Here is an 18398-nt window from a genome sequence, read left to right as displayed (position 1 = left end):
TGGGCTATATAGTCGTTTCCTCTTACTTTTACAGCAGGCGCAAGCGACGACGAGTAGAAACCCTACTTTAGGAGCACAGCAACACCCTGTAAAAATAAGAGGAAACGACTATCATGAAGTTTTTTGTCGACACCGGTGATATTGATGAAATCAAGGCTCTGGCCGCAACAGGCATGGTTGACGGGGTCACCACCAACCCATCGCTTATCGCCAAATCAGGTAAAGACTTCAAAGAGGTCATTCAGGCAATCTGCGCCATTGTCGATGGCCCCGTCAGCGCCGAAGTCGCCGCCACCGATTACGAAACCATGCGCGCCGAAGCTGAGGTTATCCGCAAATGGGGCGACAACATTGCCGTGAAAGTGCCGCTAACCGAAGACGGCCTGCGCGTGTGTAAAGAACTTTCCGATGATGGCACAATGGTCAATGTGACGCTGTGCTTCTCTCCGGCTCAGGCGATTTTGGCCGCCAAGGCCGGCGCGTCTTTTGTCTCTCCGTTCGTAGGCCGCCTCGACGATATTTCTCAGGACGGACTGCAACTCATTTCCGATATTGTGCGTATCTACGATAATTATCCGCAATTCGATACAGAAGTGCTGGTCGCAAGCATTCGCAACCCCTTGCACATCGTCGAAAGCGCAAAAATGGGCGCCCATGTGATGACCGCTCCCCCATCGGTCATTCGCCAGCTTTACAAGCACCCGCTAACGACCTCCGGCCTCGCCGCCTTCGTCGAGGACTGGAAAAAAACCGGGCAATCCATCCTGTAAATTACCATAAGTTGACTCTTCGCCAATTTGAGATTACAACCAGACTATGAAGAATAGATACCCACGGGTAAACCCGTGGTGTTCTGTCCTACGGACCGCATAACAAAGGATAGCAAACATGTCCAAAATACCAGACGCGCTGGCCCCACAATTTGAAAGCATGGTTAAAGTGGCCGCAGGTGCAACTGCTGCCGCAGTTTTAGCAGTTGCAGTGTACGCTGCATTCGGCAATGAAAAACCAGCAGAACAACAAGAGCCAACAAATATGACAACGCATCAGACAGAGCCTTCCCGCTAAACTTTATCGCTACGGCTATTCTCTTAAGCTATGCGCTATGATAGGCTGGGAGCATGACTAATGCTCTAACCGACCCTGCCGAAAAACCCATGATCACCAAAGACGACCTCGTTGCCTTTTTAAAGGACAACCCGAACTTCCTGTCCAAAAACCCGGACGTGGTCGAGCTTTTGCTCCCGCCGAAAAAACGCCCCGTGCGCGGCCAGCCCGCCGATTTCCAATCTTATATGATTGAGCGCCTTAAAACCGACAAGGACGAGGCCCTGCAAACCACCCGCGAGATCGTCGAAAGCTCACGCGCCAATATGAATAACCAGCAGCGAATCCATGCGGCGATTCTGCGCCTGCTCGAAGCGCAAAACTTCCATAATTTCATCCACGCCATCACCATGGATCTGGCCGATTTACTCGATGTTGACATTGCCGTACTGGTCGTTGAAGCCGATGGAAAAAGCGTTCCCCACATTCAAACCACCGGCATCACTGTCCTGCCCGAAGGCACCGTCGATCAATGGATGGGCGATAAACCCGTTCTGCTTCAAGATAATATCAGCGGCATCGAAGCCATTTATGGCGGCGGCGCGGCGCTGGTCAAATCGCAAATCCTGCTGCGCGTGGATATATCCATGGACACCCCGCCTGCCATTCTGGCCTTCGGAAGCCGTAACCCCGATATGTTCAACGAAGATCAGGCCACCGACCAGATCCTCTTCCTCGCCCGCGTTATCGAACGCACATTCAGGATGTGGCTCAGTGTCTAGGCCAGACGTCTTAAACTTTTGCCTGTGTTCAATATGAAAGACGAAACCCTCGCCCTCTGCGCCGCTGACCTGGCCGAAACCCTACAAAAATGGCAGGATTATCTGCGCCATGAAAAACAGCTCTCGCGCCATACGCTACGGGCCTATAACAGCGATCTCAATGCATTCTTAAACTTCTTATCCGTACATTTGAACAAAAATCCGGGACTGAACGACCTGTCTGAGACATCGATCCGCGACTTCCGCGCATGGATGTCCCGCCGCGCTATGGATGGCGCAGGCAATGCCACCCGTGCCCGCGCCCTCTCAGGCATTAAAAACTTCCTGAGCTGGCTCGATAAACAAGGCATCATGCACAACGCCGCCATCTCCACAGTGCGTAGCCCCAAACTCCCACACAAAATCCCGCGCCCTCTACACCAAAAACAAGCCCGCAATGTACTGGAATCCGCCGATTTATTGGCCAAAGAAGACTGGATCGGCCAGCGCGACCGCGCCCTCTTCACCTTGCTCTATGGCTGCGGCCTGCGCATTGATGAGGCGCTGAGTCTGAATATTGCAGACATGCCAAAGGACGGTTTCATCCGCGTCATCGGCAAGGGCAACAAAGAGCGGCAAGTCCCGGTCATTGAGATTGTTGAAAAAACGATCGAGGCGTATTGGGAAATTTGTCCTTATCACCAAACGTCATTGCGAGCGAAGCGAAGCAATCCAGAAATAGATTGCCGCGTCGAACCCAACGGTTCTCCTCGCAATGACAATAAACCCTTATTTCTCGGCACACGCGGACGGCGCCTCAATCAAGGCGTCGCGCAAAAAGCCATGCGGACCCTGCGCACCACCCTCGACCTGCCAGAAAACGCCACGCCCCACGCCCTGCGCCACAGCTTTGCCACACACCTGCTGCAAAACGGCGCGAATTTACGCGAAATTCAGGAATTGCTGGGCCATGCGAGCCTGTCGACGACCCAGCGCTATACGGAAGTCAACGCCGAAGAATTGCTGCGAATCTACAAAGCCGCCCATCCACGGGCTTAACGCCCAAGCTCAATTGGATCATGAGGCGTTTCGCAAAAATGCACTCTATCCTCCAAGGGAAGGTATCCCAATTTGACTCCTTCGGAAAACCCCTTCTTAAGATCACCTTGAGAACAAGGACATATAATAGCGTGTCCCTCGAATTTCTGTTGCAGCGTTATTCCTGTATGAGCTTCACGCACAACATGATTTCCCACAACTTCGCTAGGCACTCCACACCTCTGAGAACGGGGAGTATAACTAACACTGCCGGGATCTGAGACAACAACAAAACCTTTTTTCAACCCGTCTATAGCACCAATATTAACAACCGGAAGATCACCTGCCAAATAATGCGTTTTAACATCAGATCCCATTTCCATTCTCCTTTTTCATTAGAATATATACCTCTTATATAATCTTATGAAAAAAGGCAACATTTTTCTTAATCAAATATGAATCGCCCGCCTGTCCACCTCCAACCAACCACAAAGGAAGGCGCAAAAAGTGACAAAACATGCTTTTTTATTGCTATATGAGATTTTTATGTTATACAAAACAGCGTATTTTTTAAATAACAGCGAAGAAATTCAAATGTTAACTTACGAAGATCTGAAAGATTTTCAGGATGATAGAGGCGGTACGCCCACCCCACCAGAACACAAAAAAGCAGAGGCTCTCAACCGTCGCATAAACGGGTCCGGCAACACCGGTTTTCAGGGCAAAGTTGTTGACGGCATCATAATTATGCCTTCAACACTTACAATTTTATCTTCAAACATTAAAAACTTGAAAGAGGCGCTCCGCTGTTTCCCGGAATACGATCTTGAGACACAAATTGATAATCCTGAAGCCGTCAAAGTAAAAGGAAATCTCGATCGCCTGAAAAAAGATGAGGTCATTGTTGCATGCACATTGGATATGAGAACGCACAATCCGAAATTTGTCTCTCTCTGGTTAAAAAGCGACCTTGTTGCCCTGCAATTCAATGAACAGGCACGCCCCCTTCTGGATGATTCTAAACCGTTTTCTCTGGAAAGGGATACAAACCACGCAATTATCGAAGCTCCAAAATGCAAAACTACGGGAAACAAGGACCAATTCTATATTATATTTTCCCGCGCAACCGGGGAAGCCGCAGAAAAAATGAAACAAAGAGGATATCTTCTCACAGAAAGACCGCGCATAAAGGACATTCCAATGCCAAGCGGGAAAAGAATGGCGGCAAACCTCCTTTGTGCACTTGGATGTGATCTTTAAAAACAATCCTTATAATTAGAGCATCAAATATGAATCGGGCGCTTATGCACCGCCAGCGCGGCTTCCTTTACCACTTCGGTCAAGGTCGGATGCGCATGGCAGGTCCGCGCGATATCCTCCGCCGTGCCCTGAAATTCCATCACACTGACCACTTCCTGAATAAGATCACCGGCATTCGGGCCGATCATATGAGCGCCCAAAACGCGATCTGTTTCCGCGCAGGCCAGAATTTTCACAAACCCATCCATCGCATTCATCGCACGGGCGCGGCCATTGGCCATGAAGGGGAATTTCCCGACATTGTATTTCACGCCTGCATCTTTGAGCTGCTCTTCGGTTTGCCCGACATTCGCCACTTCCGGCCACGTATAAACAACGCCGGGGATCAGATTATAATCAATATGCCCGGATTGCCCGGCCAGCATCTCAGCCAGAATAACGCCCTCATCCTCGGCCTTGTGCGCCAGCATCGGCCCCACAATCACATCGCCAATCGCATAGATCCCCTCCACAGAGGTTTCAAAAAATTCATCTGTTTTGATTTGCCCGCGCTCGCTCATTTCCACGCCAAGCTTATCCAGTCCCAAACCATCCGTATAGGGTTTGCGCCCCACCGCCATCAGCACAATATCGACGCTCATCTTTTCCTCCGCACCACCGGAAGCTGGCTCCATCATCAGATCCACACCTGTAGCGCTCGCTTTGGCGCTCGTCACCTTCATCCCGGTCTTAAACTCAATGCCCTGCTTCTTGAATATCTTCTGCGATTCTTTGCGCACCTCGCCGTCCATACCGGGCAGGATTTGATCGAGAAATTCAACCACGGTCACTTGTGCACCCAAACGCCGCCAGACGGTGCCAAGCTCCAGCCCGATCACGCCGCCGCCAATCACAACCATATTTTTTGGCACTTCGGTAAGCGCCAGCGCACCGGTCGAAGACACGATTTTCTTCTCATCAATTTCAATACCAGGCAATGAAATAACATCGCTGCCTGTCGCAATCACGATTGAATCGGCTTCATATTCATCGCTTCCGATTTTAATTTTACCAGCCGACACAATCTCCGCCGCCCCTTCAAGGCGCGTCACCTTGTTTTTCTTAAACAAAAATTCAATGCCCTTGGTATTGGCCTCAACCACATCATCCTTAAAACCCATCATTTTTTTGAGGTTCAGCTTCGGCTTTGTATCAATGCCAATATCAGAAAAATGATGTTCGGCCTCTTCAAACTTTTCGGAAGCAGACAGCAATGCCTTCGACGGTATGCACCCGACATTCAAACAGGTCCCGCCCAGCGTTTTACGCTTTTCCACACACGCAACCTTAAGGCCCAGCTGCGCCGCGCGGATCGCACACACATAGCCGCCCGGCCCCGCACCAATCACAATCACATCAAATTTTTCAGCCATAGGAATTCTTCTCTATTCTGGTGTTCAAAACTATTTTAAACTACGCGAAACAGAGTAAAAAACAAGCCTCTATTCCATGCCGAAAAACATCTACGCCCACATGCAGACCGCAGTCGATATCGTGACCACCAGCGATCACCCGACCAACAAGATCGCCGCCACCATCGCCGGAGAAAATTGGGCCTTAAGCTGCGTCAATCACTGGCCGCCGGTCATCGCAGAGAAAATCGGTCGTGAAGCAGACATCGGCAATTCCTCCGGCACCATCCATGCCGAAACCGCCTGCATCATCGGCGCCGGTCAGGCTGGGCATAAGACCGATGGCACATCCATATTCATCACCGACCCGCCCTGCCCCAACTGCATGAAAAACCTAGCAGAGGCCGGGATCACCAAACTTTATATAGACCATAAAGGCTTCGACAAAGACTGGATACGACGGCGAGGCGATGATTTTGAAAATATGTCGATGCGCATAGCCGCCAAGGCCGGCATGGATGTGTTTGTAATTTACCGCAAAGAAGAACGTTTTGAGGTTATCTCCCGCCACGCGCCGGGCTATAAACCCAGCAATGAAAACCCTATCAAAATTCGTCATTGCGAAGAGGAGCAACCGACGAAGCAATCCATAGAGGCGTTCTGGATTGCTTCGCTATCGCTCGCAATGACGCAGCACCGCGACGAACCCTTCGCACTCGCCTTGGCCGCCGACAAAGACGGACAGGTTTTTTCGATTGCCGCCAACTGCCACCCGACCATCGGCTACACTTCACAAACGCTCGAACACCCCGACAATAAATACAGCTATATCCTTGAGCCCGTAAACCGCCTGTTGATGAACGCGCCGCGCTATGGTCTACATATCGACCCGGCCCATATTTACTCTTCCCGCGTGCCCAGCGCGCGCGAACTGGTCAATATGATCGGCGCAGGCCTCACCCAGATCCAGATCGGCGACATGAACGAAAGCCGCGATGAATGTGGACCGAAAGCGTTGGAACTGCTTGAAAATGCAGACATTCTCACAGTCAAAAACCAAAGCAAACAGAATTTGTACGGTAAATAGGAAGACAAGGCGAGCTGCACGGAGCGTATTAAACATACGTGAGTACAGCGAGACCGCAGTCTAACGCATTCATCCGTGCAAATATGGAGCGTTAAACATCCAGAACCAGACGCGCAGGGTCTTCAATCGCCTGTTTGATCCGCACGAGGAAACTGACCGCTTCGCGCCCATCTATAATCCGGTGATCGTAAGAATGGGCCAGATACATGATCGGACGCGCCTCAATAGCCCCATTCGGCATAACCATCGGACGCTGCACAATATTATGCATCCCGAGAATCGCCGACTGCGGCGCGTTCAAAATCGGCGTAGACAGCATCGAACCGAAAATTCCGCCATTGGTAATGGTAAACGTCCCGCCGGTCATCTCGTCAATCGACAACTTCCCGTCACGCGCCCGCACGCCCAGATCAACAATCTTGGCCTCAATCTCGGCCATGCTCATCTGGTCCGCATCGCGTATCACAGGCACAACCAAACCCTGCGGCGTTGAGACAGCCACGCCGATATCATAATAATTTTTATAAACGATGTCTGTACCGTCAATTTCGGCATTTACCGCCGGGAATTCTTTCAGCGCATTAATCGCCGCCTTCACGAAGAACGACATAAAGCCCAGCTTAATACCGTGCTTCTTTACAAATTGGTCCTGATAAGCTTTTCGCAGTTCCATCACTGGGCCCATATCCACCTCGTTAAAGGTGGTCAGCATCGCCGCATTGTTTTGCGCCTCTTTCAAACGCGTTGCGATCACCTGACGCAGCTTGGTCATACGCACACGCTCCTCACGCGGGCCCGTTTCAGTGCGCGGGGGATGAGCATCTGAAGCCGGGGCGGGCGCACTTGGCGGTGGACTCAATGACGCAGCCTTCGCCCCCTTGTTATCAGCAATAAATTTCTGCACATCTTCTTTGCTCAAGCGCTCACCACTGGCCGGAACTTGCGCCGCCTCAAGATTGTTATCAGACAGCATCTTGCGTACAGAAGGAGACGTCTTGGCATCTGCTGAAGCTTCCGGCGCCGATGCGACCTCTTCCTTCGCAGGTGCAGGAGCCGCTTCAACAGTTTTAGGCGCTTCCTCTTTCGGAGCCTCATCTTTTGCCGGAGCCGCAGGCGTATCATTGGCAGCCGCCCCCTCACCCATCTCACCGAGCAAAGCTCCAACCTCAACGGTTTCGCCTTCACCCACAGTAATCTTGACAATCACGCCATCAGCCGGAGCATTCACTTCCAGCGTCACCTTGTCAGTTTCCAGCTCAACAATCGGCTCATCGGCCTTCACCGCTTCGCCTTCTTTTTTCAACCATTGCGCGACAGTCGCTTCGCTAACGGATTCACCTAATGTGGGAACAACAATCTGGGTCATGAGTATCCTGCTCGTGTTTATAAATATGCTCTTAAAAATCTACGCTGAGGTCGTACCAAAGGCAAGCATGAACACCGATAAATACAGCTAAAAATGTTGCCAGCCTGTTTTGGAAAAAGACATTTCATGACCATCCTGATCAAAAACCTTCACACCCGCCACAGCCTCAAAAACACCGACCACAGACAACGCCACACCCAAAGCCCCCGCCTGTTTTTGGAACGCTTCAACATCTGAAGGAGAAACAGCCATAGCCAATTCATAATCCTCCCCCCATGTCAGAAGGTCTTCGGAACTGGCCTTTCCATCCCTAAGCGCAGCGCGCCCCTTATCGGATAGCGGAATTTTATCGAATTCCAGCCGCGCCCCCAGCCCGGAAACACTGCAAATATGCCCAAGATCAGCCAAAATTCCATCAGAAATATCCACCGCGGCCTTCGCATATTTCCGCACCAAAGGCGCCAGCACCACCGGCGGCGAAGGCATATGCAAACGGCTTAAATACGCATCCCCCAGTATGCCGGTAATCACCACCACATCGCCGGCGCGCGCACCCGATCGCAAAACAGCCCTGCCCGTCGGCACCAAGCCCATCGCCGTAATCGAAACGCTTAAGCCCCCCGCGCGCATCCCCGTCGTATCCCCGCCGGACAGCGCGATATTATAAAGCGCTTGATCCGCCGCCAAACCATCGGCAAACCCGGCTAGCCAATCTTCATCCAGATCTTTCGGCAAAGCCAGATTGAGCTGATAAGCCAGAGGATCTGCACCGCTGGACACCAAATCTGAAACGTTAGAGCGCAAACATTTCCGCCCCGCATCAAACGCGCTCATCTCCTCAACGAAATGATCCCCGCGGTTAGAAGTATCACTACTCACCACCAATTGATGCCCGGCCGGAATGTCCAGCACCGCAGTATCGTTCTTCAACCCGTCCATCGACAGCGGCGCAAAATATTTTTCTATGAGATCAAATTCAGCCATTTCTACTCCTGTCATTGCGAGCGCGAAGCAAATGCATAGCATTTGTTCGCATTTTTATAAACAAACAAACCTGCGATTTTCTTTGCGCGAAGCAATCCAGAAAAACAATTCTATAGATTGCCCCGTCGGCTTTCAGCCTCCTCGCAATGACAATTGAAACGCCCGCGCAGCCGCTTCCACGTCCGGCGCTTCACTGATGCTGCGCATCATCGCCACGCCGTGCGCCCCGGCCTCCAGAACGGCCCGCGCATTTTCCGGCGCAATCCCGCCGATCCCCACAACAAGCACAGGCGATAATTCAACCAGCGCCGCAAACTTTTCCGCTCCCAAAACCGGCTTGCCCTTATCAGTTTGGGTTTCATAAAACGGCCCCGTGCCGACATAATCAACCACGCCCGGATCAATCGCCGCCATATGTTCGGGTGTAAACGCCGTCTGGCCGATAATTGCCGCCGCGCCCAGTTTCGCCCGCGCCTCTTCCGGCGAACTGTCCCCCTGCCCCAGATGCACCCCAGCCGCACCCACAGCCTGAGCCACATCGATATGATCATTGATAATAAAAGCAACGCCCGGCGTCATCCATTCCTGTAACATCGCCGCCTCAGCCAGAATATCCGGCATCGGATCAAACTTGTTGCGATACTGCACCATCGTAACGCCCCCGCGCAAAGCCGCAGCCACGACATCAACAATATCCCGCCCCGCACATAACAACGGATCAGCCACAAAATAGATGGAGGGGTTGAAAGGTTTCACCATGGTGTAAGCTATAATAATAGTAAGACACAAACAGCAGAACTTAATCTGGATCGATATATGTCGCTTGCAAATCCAAGTCCGGTTTTCTGACAGAAGAAGAGTTAAGCGATTCTAATCGCCAGTGTAACCAGTCCAAACCAAAATTAAAACGGTCGCGCAAAGTAAGACATCCACCTTTTTGGCGTTGCCCCCTTTCATGAAGGGCACGCTTCTGACGCATTCGACCACAAAATTGGTTATGCAATCGATCAAACGATTGGTCGGGATTTGTATCTCCATAAAGATGTTCATAGATACCCACGGGTAAACCCGTGGTTCTATGGGGCTGCGCCGCGCTTTGTGCATTACAATTCCTCGCGGAATTGACCTGAATCCCGGTGTCCTTGACGTTCTACATAACGGCGAATAACGTGCTCATCAACGCCTATCTGCGCAGCCCTTTGGAGATATAATCCATATTTCCCCAAAAATTTCGGATCACTTGCATACATGTCATCAGCATCCAGCCCTGCTATATATGCGAAGTTCGCCTCCCGTATGCCCCGATTACGCGTAGCAGATTGCCCCTTGTTTTCCTGATGTAAACCCCTCACATTCGCGTTGTTACGAGCTTCAATTCTATCCAAACATTTCAGGGTTTCTTCGTCAGTAGAGCCATCATTAATAATAATGACTTCAAACTCATCATGCGCCAAATTCTGCCGAAGAACCGAACTCACAGCACTCTCAAGATAGTCTCCGGCATTAAAACAAGGAACAACGACACTTACACCATAGGGAAGTAGCGCCCTACAACCATCCGTCACTTCGAATTCAAGCTTCATTTCACAATCCTTAAGCTAAGATTATGAAAAATAACGCATCAATAGGGTAATTGCAAACTAAACGCTTAGCGCCTCATCGACCAGCTTCGCCTGCTCTTGCATATGCCGGCTCATCAACCCCGTTGCCGGCGCGGACGCAGACTTACGCCCGACATAGCTTGGCCGCTTCGCCTTGCCACCAGCCTCACCCAGAGCTTTTTCAATCCGCCGGTCAACAAAGAACCAATAACCCTGGTTTTCCGGCTCTTCCTGACACCATACCACATCGGCATTTTTGTAAGGCTTAAGCTCTTCGGCCAGCGCGCTTTGCGGGAACGGATAAATCTGCTCCAGACGCAAAAGCAAAACATCGTCGATCTCCCGGTCCCGCCGCTCAACCAGCAAGTCATAATAAACCTTCCCGGTGCATAAAATAACGCGCTTGATTTTTTCCGGCGGAACCAGTTTATCCTGATCACTATCCCACAAGAAGCGGTGGAAAGTGCTGCCGTCGGTAAACATATCGATATCCGACACCGCCAGCTTATGCCGCAACAAGGATTTCGGCGTCATCATAATCAAAGGCTTGCGGAAATCACGCAGCATTTGTCGGCGCAGCGCATGAAAATAATTCGCCGGCGTGGTGCAGTTACACACCTGCCAGTTATCTTCCGACGCCATTTGTAAGAACCGCTCAGGCCGCGCCGAGGAATGCTCGGGCCCCTGCCCTTCGAACCCGTGCGGCAAAAGCAAAACAAGACCCGACATGCGCAGCCATTTACTCTCCCCGGAGGAAATAAACTGGTCGATCATCACCTGCGCGCCATTCGCAAAATCACCAAACTGCGCTTCCCACAATGTCAGGGTTTTCGGATCGGCCAGCGAATACCCATATTCAAACCCCAGCACAGCCATTTCGGACAAAGGTGAATCATGCGCCTCAAAACGCGGCTGGTCCGGCGCAATATGTTTCAACGGAATATGCTTTTCCTCGTTTTCCTGATCATACCAGATCGCATGGCGGTGCGAGAACGTCCCGCGCCCGACATCCTGACCGGATAAACGCACGGCATAACCATCCTCAAGCAATGAACCAAACGCCAGCGCTTCGGCCGTCGCCCAGTCAAACCCTTCACCAGTTTCCAGCATCTTGGTCTTAGCATCGAGCACACGTTGCAATTTGCGGTTAATTGCAAACCCCTCCGGCACGGTTATCAGCGTCTTTCCAATCGCCTGTAATTCCTCTGCAGAAATCCCCGTTTCTCCACGACGCGCATCCCCAGACGCCACTTTTAGACCCTCCCAGGCACCGCCGAGAAAATCAGCCGCATTCGGCGCATAATCTTTCGTAGCTTGAAACGCCTCTTCGAGATAGGCGTCAAACTCGTTCACCATAGCCTCGCCCTCCTCCTCAGTGATAACGCGCTCCTCAACAAGCTGATTGGCATATTTCTTACGTGTGGGCACCTGGTCGGCAATTTTTTTGTACATCAAAGGCTGAGTAAAGGCCGGCTCATCGCCTTCATTGTGACCATAGCGGCGATAGCAATACATATCGATCACCACATCACGCTTGAATTTCTGACGAAACTCGGTCGCGATCCGCGCCACATGCACCACAGCTTCCGGATCATCGCCATTCACATGGAAAATCGGCACCGAGAGCATCTTCGCCACATCTGTGCAATACGGACCGGAGCGCGAAAATTTCGGCATCGTCGTAAAACCGATCTGGTTGTTAATCACAATGTGAATTGTCCCCCCCACGCGGTAACCGGAAAGCTCTGAAATCATCAGCGTTTCCGCCGTCACGCCTTGCCCCGCAAACGCGGCATCGCCGTGCAAAACAAGCGGCAACACACTCGTAGACTCTACCCCGCCGCGTTGAATTTGCTTCGCGCGCGCCTTGCCAATCACCACCGGGTTTACAAACTCAAGGTGCGACGGATTCGCCGTCAAGGACAGGTGAATATTATTACCGTCAAAATCGCGATCGCTAGAAGTCCCAAGGTGGTATTTCACATCACCGGAACCAAGCACATCGCCGGGCGTTGAAGAATGCCCCTGAAACTCGGCAAAAATTGTTGTAAACGGTTTTCCCATCACATTGGCCAGCACATTCAAACGACCCCGGTGTGCCATCCCGATCACGATTTCCTCCAGACCAAGCTGCCCGCCGCGCTTCATAATCTGTTCCATCAACGGAATCAAAGCCTCTCCGCCATCAACCCCAAAGCGCTTCGTGCCAGGATATTTTTTATGCAGGAATTGCTCAAAATGCTCCGCCGCAATCAAACGCTGTAAAATCGCGCGCTTACCATTCACCGTAAATTCAGTGCGGTTATGCGGCGCCTCAATGCGCTCTTGCACCCATTGCTTTTCATTCGGATCAGAAAGATGCAAAAATTCAACACCGATTTTCCCGCAATAGGTTTCCTGCAACACCCCAACAATTTCATTGATAGACGCATACTCCAGCCCCAAAACCCCGCCGATATAAATCGGCCGGTTCATATCAGATGGCGTAAAACCGTAATGCGAAGGTTCAAGCTCCGGATGGAATGTTTTCTCCCGCATTTCCAACGGATCGAGATCGGCCATCAAATGCCCACGCATGCGATAAGAGCGGATCAACATCAAAGCACGAATGGAATCGCTCGCAGCCTGCTTTGATTCCTCATGCGAAGGCCTGTCACCAGCGCGGCGCCGCGGCGCATCAGAATCATTCGCCGGATCCTCTACCGCAACGCCAAACCGCCGCGCCGCTTTTGAATTTTCCGGCGGCGTCCAGCTTGCCCCGCCCAGCTCCTGCAAAAGAGCCGTCTCGCTATCATCAAGACCGTCGAAAAAATCCCGCCAGCTCGCATCTACCATATGCGGATCGGCCAGAAACTGCCCGTAAAGATGCGCAATATACTCGCTGTTCGGACCGGACAGGAACGTACGGTTTTCAGATGATTGTGTCACAAATTTAGGCCTCCTAGCCGCTTAGAAATTCTATCAATATGAGCCGAATATTCTACTACACAGAAACAGACAAGAAAACTACAGCGTTAACGCCGTGCGAAGTTGTGAAATCGCGCTATCTTCAGCCGCACTGATATTCATCGGATGATCTGCATCGTCTTGGGTCAAAGACGACAGATTCTTGGTAACTTTTGCCAAGATACTGCCAAAAATACCACCCCCTTCATCCGGGTCGTCAAACTCACCAAATTCTCCATAGGCCTGCGCTACAGTCGTCGCAATCTCCATCAACGCCGCTCTATAATTTTTAAGTTCTTCGTCTGAAACACGCGACTTCAACACCTTAACTGCCTGCTCGGCCTCTTCAGGAACATGCCAACTTTGTGCCGCCCACTGCGACCATTGTTCTCGCATTTCGACAGTTTCACGCATAATCTCTGCAGTAAAAGGTTTAGAAATATGCAGACCAGCAATAGCCATGATGCATTCTTCCAATCTATCCATTTCCTGTTTATCATCACGCTCACCACCCTCATCATCGGCATAGCTGACAAACACGCCGACCTTATAAGGCAAGCACACCAGCAACGCGCGATCCGTATCCGAAAAATCTGAAAGGCTACTCATAATGAATTCCCTATATGCTGTAATCTACCTTCAAAGCGCTGGCCAAACGGTCTAATGCCCTGCGCTCATCCGTACTGATATTCAAAAACTGCTCAAAAGATTTAACCGGTTTTTTCTTAAGCCGAGCTTTAAGGACAGTCAAAGCATAGGCCAGAAAAAGCTTAAACTTCTCAGCGCCGGAAGGCTTGTCATGCTCACGAAACGCCACAGCAACCGCTTCCCCCAACTCCATCAGACGCATCGCATAAACTTTCACATCCTTCTCATCAACATGAGCACTCAAAACCTGTAAAGCCTCGGCACATTCTCCCGGAATTTTTTCAAGATCACCAGACCAGTTCACCCACTCATCTTTGCGTTTTAAGGTCTCACACATAATATATTGCAAAAGCTCGGAACCAAAAACCTGCTGGGAAAAACCATCAATCAAATTCGCCAGCGCCGTCAGCTCCTTCTGATGCGCCTCTTCCCCACCTTCGTCATCGCTGTAACTCACCCAAAGCCCGGCCCGATAGGGCAGACTGACAATCAAGGTGCGCTGTTGCGCGCTCAACTGATCCAAAACGCTCATAATAAAAAGGCTCCCCGGCTCCGCCGTAGCTTATTTCTTAAGTCTACAACGAAACCTGAGGAGCATCAAAGAGGGAAATACGGTTTTTGGAAAAGCCCGGCCATGGTATCCCCTTAGGGGGCGGGTGGGGTTATGGGGTAGTGAGGGGGGGGGTGCGGGGACTGACAAAGCCACATGGACCTCCCATAAAACCGTATCTCCTTACTTCCAGTGCTTGCTTAAAACTTTACTCTAAAATGGCAAAGCAGATTGAACATGCTCAAACAATCGACTAAATGCCGTATCATCAATCAACCAAACCATGCTGTAAACATAAGTACTTGTAATCATTCCATATATATAATTAAACATCTCATTCTTCCTTTTTATGCGTTGTGAGCAAGCCATCATACTTACCCGCTTCATCCTGTAAGAAAGCGTTGCAACCCCTATGCCAAAATTTACATAATGCAATCACCCCCTTTCAAGGGGGGAGGTTAGGAGAGGGGTAATTTCGTTACCCCATAAAAAACGCCCCCCACCCAAACCCTCCCCCTGACCAGGGGGAGGGTTTGGGTGGGGGGATCATTTTATGTAAGCTTGGCTATATTTCTCCGATGAATAAGATTCCTCTACTGCTCAGAATGACAGGTAAGTATTTGATAATAAATGGTATCTACAAGAATCTAAAAAACAAAGAAACACGAAACCCCGTTTTTAAAACGGGGTCCATATAGACTTTTGTAATATTCCATGGACCCCGCATCAAGTGCGGGGTTTCGAGTTTTTACAGTTTTGCAAAAAAGAAAAAATCACGAATCTGGTAATAACTCTTCATTTTCAGTGAGATAAACAGACCGTCACACCACCCCGCACCCGGCCATTTTTGCCGCAAATCCTGCCGCCCGGCAATATTTTCCGTAATGTAAGTAGCTGTTAATCCAATCTTAAATAGCTGCAGCTATCCTGAACCAACGGACAACAGGAAAAACAAAAAAATGTCTGCAGAACTCATATTTGAACAACTATACAAAAATATCGTCAGCAACCTTCATTCACCTGTGAGAAAAACATCCGTTGAAGAAAGAGCTGCAAACTTCATTAACTACACCAAAATCAATGCAAAGTTCTATCAAAAAACATCAGAACAACTGCTTGAAGAACTCGAAAACTCGTCCGCAGATCCCGCTACAGTAAAAGCTCTTAAAACCCATGTTCAAAAACTTAAAGCCTCTGGAAAAGTCTCCGAAGATGTCGCCCGCATTTTCCTTGGCATAATTAAAAACGACAGTTTCAAAGCCACAACAACATTATACAACAATGCCATAGCCATACCGGTCAAAATCCCCCAAGACCACATAAAGATGTTAGGCGATGCGTATTTAGCGGCAAAACAAGATGTCATGCGACACATCCCCTCAGCGGAAGGTAGTGCTCACGACTTCTTCAATGCCCGCCAAGCGCACCCTACCCATTCGAGAATTTACATCTCGCCAAAGCCCGAATATGCGGCCGACGCAATGCGCGCATGGAAAGACGCTCTGTTCGAAACTGGGACACAACGCGACATTTACTTCAAATTTACTGATGAACCACGCAGATACGACAAAATCGTCATCTATGCAAACAGCGGTACTGAAGAACAAATAAAAAAAGCCGTCGAGGCTTTCCAAAACAAATTCCCAGCTGAAAAACTTCTGACGATGCCCTCAACAAAGGCAATCGCAAAAGGCATAAGCTACGCTCACAACCCACAATCATTGAACACGCTATTGGGAAGTCTGGGATATGACAAAATTTCCTATAACCAAATGATCACCCAGCTTTTTCAAAAATCTTTTGGCCTCTCGCAATGGGCCGCACAAAAAGCAGGCAACAATGCCCCCACTCCGGGAGAGTTAAAACCCAAAGCAAAGCAATATTTCAAAGAATTCGTAGAAGTCTCCGGCATTAACCCCGACACGATGATCGCAAAGCACACCGAACTTAAACGCAAAAGCTGGACAAGCTGGCTAACAAAACAATCCGATAAACTTGCCCACGCCGCAAAATTTGTCGGCAAACGCATCCCGGTCATCGGCGCTTTCGTCACCGCCGCCTTCACACTCGCCGAAACAGGAAAACATGCTCTGAAAGGCGACTTCGAAATGGCCGGCGCAGTGCTAACCACAGGCCTTGCCGAAACAGCTGGAAATGTTGTTGGTTTTGGATTAGGCGACGCCGCACGCGAGGGGACACGAAAACTCTTTATAGAAGCCGCCGGAGAAGAATTCGCAGAAATCGAAAAATCCGGTCTGCGGGAAATTGCCGAAGGCGCGTTCGAACTGGCAAACAATGCTTACGATACCTTCACCGATCCGGACGAATCCCTACCTGAAAACCCGGTAGAAAACTCCGGGCCAAAACCACCATCAATGGCCTAAGCCGCCATGGCTTCCACGACCGCTTGCCCCAACCCGGCAGGGCTTTCGGAAACCACAAAACCGCACTCGCGCATTTTCTTCATCTTCGCCGGCGCCGTATCATCTGCGCCGGAAATCAGCGCACCCGCATGGCCCATGCGTTTGCCCGGAGGCGCAGTCGCCCCGGCGATAAACCCGGCAATCGGCTTCTTGGTTTTCAGGCCCTGATAATATTCCGCCGCTTCAATCTCGGCTGTCCCGCCAATCTCACCGATCATCAAAATCGCTTCGGTTTCCGGGTCATTCATAAACATATCGATACAATCGATAAAGTTCGTCCCGTTCACCGGATCCCCGCCAATGCCGATACAGGTCGATTGCCCAAGACCGACCGCGCCGGTCTGCGCCACAGCTTCATACGTCAGCGTCCCGGAACGCGAGACAATCCCGACCTTGCCGCGCGTATGAATATGCCCGGGCATAATCCCGATCTTGCACTCATCCGGCGTAATAATCCCCGGACAGTTCGGGCCGATCAAACGAGTTTTGGAGCCTTTCAGCGCCGCCTTCACCTTCACCATATCCAGCACCGGAATGCCTTCGGTGATGCAAATCGCCAGCTCCATCTCGGCCTCAATAGCCTCAACAATCGCCGCAGCCGCAAATGGCGGCGGCACATAGATCACCGTCGCATTGCAGCCCGTAGCGTCCTTGGCTTCTTTCACCGTATTGAAAACCGGCAAGCCCAAATGCTCCTGCCCGCCTTTTTTCGGTGTTACCCCGCCAACCATGTTGGTACCGTAAGCAATCGCTTGCTCACTATGAAACGTGCCTTGTGCCCCGGTAAAACCTTGGCAAATCACTTTGGTATTTTTATCAACGAGTACGGACATAAGATTCCTCAATTTTCTAGCGTTGCGCTCTCTTTTTTATATAGCGCCCTGAAGTAAAATCAACATCCCAGCATCAGGTTTTCAACATTGGGCACAAAAAAATTCCCGCACATCGGCGGGAATTGCAAACTCTTATGCTCTTTCAAATTAAGAACCTTGCCCTTTCAGAGCACCAATTACTGTGAATAAACCCGGCAACCAAAACAATCTGGCGTTTCAAAGAAAATCCCAGATCACCTCAAAGCCATTAGCGATAACGCAAGACCTTAGAGAGTCGAAGCAGGATCATCATAAACAATACCAACCTGATCAAAAGCAACACTCCCTGGCGCTTCACCCACAAGCTCATCGCCCACTTGAGAAGCCGCAGTAGATTTTCCGCGCTGAAACATCTCCGCTAATTTGTTTCCAGAAACAAGCCCCGTATACCGCACCTTCCCCGTTCCATCATCAGCCATACATT

18 protein-coding genes are annotated in these 18398 nt (G+C 50.5%); 7 read left to right on the top strand and 11 right to left on the bottom strand.

Translation table 11 applies throughout. From position 1 onward, the window contains the following. The first annotated feature begins 113 nt into the window (after window positions 1-113). The 4 genes from fsa to H6859_01095 all read left to right on the top strand — a co-directional run bounded on the left by fsa (window position 114) and on the right by H6859_01095 (window position 2867). Window positions 114-770, top strand: coding sequence for a fructose-6-phosphate aldolase (fsa, locus tag H6859_01110; GenBank protein ID USO05833.1), 657 nt, complete (start codon window positions 114-116; stop codon window positions 768-770). Between the two features lie 118 nt (window positions 771-888). After that, on the top strand, window positions 889-1068 hold the full coding sequence (locus tag H6859_01105; GenBank protein ID USO05832.1) for a hypothetical protein: 180 nt from the start codon (window positions 889-891) through the stop codon (window positions 1066-1068). Between the two features lie 53 nt (window positions 1069-1121). Continuing rightward, on the top strand, window positions 1122-1829 hold the full coding sequence (locus H6859_01100; protein ID USO05831.1) for a DUF484 family protein: 708 nt from the start codon (window positions 1122-1124) through the stop codon (window positions 1827-1829). Window positions 1830-1862: 33 nt separating this feature from the next. Then, window positions 1863-2867: a tyrosine recombinase XerC gene (locus H6859_01095; GenBank protein USO05830.1), complete on the top strand. Its 1005-nt coding sequence runs from the start codon at window positions 1863-1865 to the stop codon at window positions 2865-2867. On the opposite strand, the gene H6859_01090 is transcribed toward H6859_01095, so the two are convergent. Further along, complete coding sequence (locus H6859_01090) at window positions 2864-3223, bottom strand: hypothetical protein (protein USO05829.1); 360 nt, start codon at window positions 3221-3223, stop codon at window positions 2864-2866. The two genes, H6859_01095 and H6859_01090, sit on opposite strands and share 4 nt — an antisense overlap. Window positions 3224-3353: 130 nt before the next feature. Here H6859_01090 and H6859_01085 point away from each other — a divergent pair, with 130 nt between their 5' ends. Beyond that, window positions 3354-4106 (top strand): hypothetical protein, encoded by a 753-nt coding sequence (locus H6859_01085; protein USO05828.1) that lies wholly within the window; start codon window positions 3354-3356, stop codon window positions 4104-4106. A gap of 23 nt (window positions 4107-4129) precedes the next feature. Here the strand turns inward: H6859_01085 and H6859_01080 are convergent, their stop codons facing one another. After that, window positions 4130-5518, bottom strand: a complete 1389-nt coding sequence (locus H6859_01080; protein ID USO05827.1) for a dihydrolipoyl dehydrogenase — start codon at window positions 5516-5518, stop codon at window positions 4130-4132. Window positions 5519-5594: 76 nt separating this feature from the next. On the opposite strand from H6859_01080, the gene H6859_01075 reads away from it, so the two are divergent. Beyond that, window positions 5595-6584, top strand: a complete 990-nt coding sequence (locus H6859_01075; protein USO05826.1) for a deoxycytidylate deaminase — start codon at window positions 5595-5597, stop codon at window positions 6582-6584. A 91-nt stretch (window positions 6585-6675) separates the two neighbouring features. Here the strand turns inward: H6859_01075 and odhB are convergent, their stop codons facing one another. From odhB to H6859_01040, 7 genes are all read right to left on the bottom strand, one after another. After that, complete coding sequence (gene odhB / locus H6859_01070) at window positions 6676-7950, bottom strand: 2-oxoglutarate dehydrogenase complex dihydrolipoyllysine-residue succinyltransferase (protein ID USO05825.1); 1275 nt, start codon at window positions 7948-7950, stop codon at window positions 6676-6678. Window positions 7951-8037: 87 nt separating this feature from the next. After that, a complete protein-coding gene (thiL, locus tag H6859_01065) occupies window positions 8038-8934 on the bottom strand; it encodes a thiamine-phosphate kinase (GenBank protein ID USO05824.1) in 897 nt (298 codons plus the stop codon). A gap of 132 nt (window positions 8935-9066) precedes the next feature. After that, window positions 9067-9693, bottom strand: a complete 627-nt coding sequence (thiE, locus tag H6859_01060; GenBank protein ID USO05823.1) for a thiamine phosphate synthase — start codon at window positions 9691-9693, stop codon at window positions 9067-9069. Window positions 9694-10037: 344 nt separating this feature from the next. Continuing rightward, window positions 10038-10517: a glycosyltransferase family 2 protein gene (locus H6859_01055; protein ID USO05822.1), complete on the bottom strand. Its 480-nt coding sequence runs from the start codon at window positions 10515-10517 to the stop codon at window positions 10038-10040. 57 nt (window positions 10518-10574) lie between these two features. Then, entirely contained in the window at window positions 10575-13463 is a 2889-nt protein-coding gene (locus tag H6859_01050; protein ID USO05821.1) for a 2-oxoglutarate dehydrogenase E1 component, read from the bottom strand. Between the two features lie 78 nt (window positions 13464-13541). Beyond that, entirely contained in the window at window positions 13542-14090 is a 549-nt protein-coding gene (locus tag H6859_01045) for a hypothetical protein (protein ID USO05820.1), read from the bottom strand. A 10-nt stretch (window positions 14091-14100) separates the two neighbouring features. Continuing rightward, entirely contained in the window at window positions 14101-14661 is a 561-nt protein-coding gene (locus H6859_01040; GenBank protein ID USO05819.1) for a hypothetical protein, read from the bottom strand. A 977-nt stretch (window positions 14662-15638) separates the two neighbouring features. Between H6859_01040 and H6859_01035 the strand changes: the two genes are divergently transcribed. After that, a complete protein-coding gene (locus H6859_01035) occupies window positions 15639-17063 on the top strand; it encodes a hypothetical protein (protein ID USO05818.1) in 1425 nt (474 codons plus the stop codon). Here the strand turns inward: H6859_01035 and sucD are convergent. Further along, window positions 17060-17935 carry a succinate--CoA ligase subunit alpha gene (gene sucD / locus H6859_01030; GenBank protein USO05817.1) on the bottom strand — a complete coding sequence of 292 codons (876 nt, stop codon included), beginning with the start codon at window positions 17933-17935 and terminating at the stop codon, window positions 17060-17062. The genes H6859_01035 and sucD overlap by 4 nt on opposite strands. A 266-nt stretch (window positions 17936-18201) precedes the next feature. Beyond that, window positions 18202-18393, bottom strand: coding sequence for a hypothetical protein (locus tag H6859_01025; GenBank protein USO05816.1), 192 nt, complete (start codon window positions 18391-18393; stop codon window positions 18202-18204). Between the last annotated feature and the right edge of the window lie 5 nt (window positions 18394-18398).

Source organism: Rhodospirillales bacterium (assembly GCA_023898785.1).
Lineage (GTDB): Bacteria > Pseudomonadota > Alphaproteobacteria > Micavibrionales > Micavibrionaceae > TMED27.
The sequence above is the reverse complement of the archived record's forward strand: the minus strand, read 5'-3'. Positions and strand labels throughout refer to the sequence as shown.